Origin of the sequence: Actinoalloteichus spitiensis RMV-1378, assembly GCF_000239155.1 — a bacterium.
Classification (GTDB): domain Bacteria; phylum Actinomycetota; class Actinomycetes; order Mycobacteriales; family Pseudonocardiaceae; genus Actinoalloteichus_B; species Actinoalloteichus_B spitiensis.
This window is the reverse complement of record NZ_AGVX02000719.1, coordinates 1-2,624: the sequence shown is the minus strand read 5'-3', so window position 1 is coordinate 2,624 and position 2,624 is coordinate 1. Positions and strand designations below refer to the sequence as shown.

General features: G+C 69.7%; 1 protein-coding gene. It reads left to right on the top strand.

The window, feature by feature from the left end; all coding sequences use genetic code 11:
• Positions 1–267: 267 nt before the first annotated feature.
• The coding region (locus ACTIDRAF_RS31075) for a ribonucleoside-diphosphate reductase subunit alpha (protein WP_052168960.1) at positions 268–2,624 on the top strand (2,357 nt) is incomplete at its 3' end.

The following is a 2,624-nucleotide window of genomic DNA, read 5'->3' as shown; positions in this document are numbered from 1 at the left end:
GCCCCCCCGCGAGTCCGAAGACCTGCCGTCAGCACGCGCACCGACACCAGGGGTGCGCTGTCGTTCGGACGGCTTCGAGGGTGGGCCGGGCGGGCAGTCTCGCGGGACGAACCGTGTCTGGGGCACGGCCGTCCGCGCTGCCCGCGCGTCGCGCCCTCCGCAAGTCACCGCAGCCGAGCACGCGAGGAGAGCGTCGTGACCGTACTGGCCAGCCAGTCCCCCACCCCCGCCGCAGAACCCGGCCCCTCGGTCCCTCCCGGTCTCACCGTGCGGGACCCCCAGGGACAGGTGGTGCCACTCGACGTCGACCGCCTCCGGCTGGTGGTCTCCGAGGCCTGCGCCGGTCTCGACGGGGTCAGTGAGCGGGTCGTGGTGGAGGAGACCGTCCGCAACCTCTACCCCGGCATCAGCGCGGCCGAGTTCGAGACGGCGCAGATCATGGCCGCCCGGACGCTGGTGGAGAACGAACCCCAGTACTCGCTGGTCAGCGCCCGCCTCCTGCTGGACAAGCTCCGCCGCGAAGCGCTGGAGTTCCTGTTCGGACCCGGCCAGCAGGCCAGCCAGTCCGAGATGGCCGAACGCTACGCCGAGACCTTCGCCGCCTTCGTCCACCGGGGGATCGAGCACGAGCTGCTCGCCCCGGAACTGGCCGAGTTCGACCTGGACCGCCTCGGCCGCGCGCTGCGCCCCGAGCGTGACCTGGACTTCCAGTTCCTGGGCCTGCAGACCCTCTACGACCGCTACCTCCAGCACCACCGGGGTGTGCGCTTCGAGCTGCCGCAGGCCTTCTTCATGCGCGTCGCGATGGGGCTGGCGCTGCGGGAGGACGACCGCGAGGGCAAGGCGATCCAGTTCTACGAGCTGCTGTCGTCGTTCGACTTCATGTGCTCCACGCCCACGCTGTTCAACTCCGGCACCACCCGCCCGCAGCTGTCCTCCTGCTTCCTGACGACGGTGGCCGACGACCTCAGCGGGATCTTCCACGGCATCCGCAACAACGCGCTGCTGTCGAAGTACGCCGGCGGGCTCGGCAACGACTGGACCCCGGTCCGGGGGATGGGCGCCCACATCAAGGGCACCAACGGCCAGTCCCAGGGCGTCGTCCCGTTCCTGAAGATCGCCAACGACACCGCCGTCGCCGTCAACCAGGGCGGCAAGCGCAAGGGCGCGGTCTGCGCCTACCTGGAGACCTGGCACATCGACATCGAGGAGTTCCTCGACCTCCGCAAGAACACCGGTGACGACCGCCGCCGCACCCACGACATGAACACGGCGAACTGGGTGCCGGACCTGTTCATGCGCCGGGTGGCCGCCGACGAGCAGTGGACGCTGTTCTCCCCGGACGAGGTCGCCGACCTCCACGAGCTCTCCGGCCCCGCCTTCGAGGAGCGTTACCTGGCCTACGAGGCGGCCGCCGACAACGGCGAGATCCAGGTGTACCGCCGCATCCGCGCCGTCGACCTGTGGCGGCGGATGCTCACGATGCTCTTCGAGACCGGGCACCCGTGGATCACCTTCAAGGACCCCTGCAACCTGCGCTCGCCGCAGCAGCACGTGGGCGTGGTGCACTCCTCGAACCTGTGCACCGAGATCACGCTGAACACCTCCGCCGAGGAGGTCGCGGTCTGCAACCTGGGATCGGTCAACCTGGCCAACCACATCCGGCCGGACGGCGACGGCGTCCCCCGGGTCGACCAGGCCCGCCTGGAGCGCACCGTGCGCACCGCCGTGCGGATGCTCGACAACGTCATCGACGTGAACTTCTACACCATCCCCGAGGCCCGGACCTCCAACCTGCGGCACCGGCCGGTCGGGCTGGGCCTGATGGGCTTCCAGGACGCGCTGTTCACGCTGCGGCTGCCGATGTCGTCCCAGGCCGCCGTCGAGTTCGCCGACGAGACGATGGAGGCGATCAGCTACTACGCGATCTCCGCGTCCAGCGACCTCGCGGAGGAGCGCGGCAGCTACGAGTCCTTCGAGGGCTCGCTGTGGAGCCGGGGCATCCTGCCGATCGACTCCCTGGAACTGGTCGCCCAGGCCCGGGGCGGCGAGAACTTCGAGGTCGACCGCACCACCCGGCTGGACTGGGACACCCTGCGCGAGCGGGTACGGACCAAGGGGATGCGCAACTCCAACGTGATGGCCATCGCCCCCACCGCGACGATCTCCAACATCTGCGGCGTCGGCCAGTCCATCGAGCCGCTGTACCGCAACCTGTTCGTCAAGTCCAACATGTCCGGTGACTTCACCGTGGTCAACCCGCACCTGGTCCACGACCTCAAGGAGCGGGGGCTGTGGGACGAGGACATGATCAGCGATCTCAAGCGCTACGACGGCAGCCTCGGCCAGATCGACCGGGTGCCCGCCGACCTCAAGGCGCTCTACGCGACCGCCTTCGAGGTGGACCCGTCCTGGCTGGTGCTGGCCGCCTCCCGCCGGCAGAAGTGGATCGACCAGGCCCAGTCGCTGAACCTGTACCTCGACGCCCCCAGCGGCCGCAAGCTGGACGCCCTGTACCGGCTGGCCTGGCGCAGCGGCCTGAAGACCACCTACTACCTGCGGTCCCGCGCGGCCACGGCGGTGGAGAAGAGCACCCTGCGCGGCACGGACGGCAAGCTCAACGC